Source organism: Myxococcus llanfairpwllgwyngyllgogerychwyrndrobwllllantysiliogogogochensis (assembly GCF_006636215.1).
GTDB classification, from domain to species: domain Bacteria; phylum Myxococcota; class Myxococcia; order Myxococcales; family Myxococcaceae; genus Myxococcus; species Myxococcus llanfairpwllgwyngyllgogerychwyrndrobwllllantysiliogogogochensis.
Genome location: NZ_VIFM01000786.1, coordinates 1 through 439 on the forward strand (window position 1 = coordinate 1; position 439 = coordinate 439).

The 439-nt window shown below is 70.8% G+C and carries 1 protein-coding gene; it reads left to right on the plus strand.

All coding sequences use genetic code 11. The annotated features are described in order from the left end of the window. The coding region (locus FJV41_RS50525) for a radical SAM protein (RefSeq protein WP_141649627.1) at positions 1 to 439 on the plus strand (439 nt) is incomplete at both ends.

Here is a 439-nt window from a genome sequence, read left to right on the forward strand (position 1 = left end):
GGTGTGGTTGAACGTGTCGCTGGAAGGCGCCCAGGCGGGGACGAACGATGCCGTGCGGGGCGCTGGCGTCTTCGACCGGGTGATGGAGAAGCTCGCGCTGCTCGGTCAGCATGCGCGCTTCACCCTCGCCTTCACGCTGACGCGCGACAACGTGGCGGAAGTCGAGGCCTGCGTCGAACTGGCCCGGCGGGTGGGCGCGCATACCGCCGTCTTCCGCCCGCTGTACCCCGTCGGCACCGCTACCCGGCATCCAGAGCTGATGCCCACGTTCGATGGCTACGTGGACGCACTCGCGCGGCTGGAGCGCGTCGAAGCCAACTCGGACCTCTTCGCGCTGGACCCCTTCAGTCCTTCGGCACGCGAGGAGCTGCGCGGCGTCGTCACGGAGGGCCCGGGCTGCGGGGCGGCGAACACGGTGGCCTCCGTCTCCGTCCAGGGC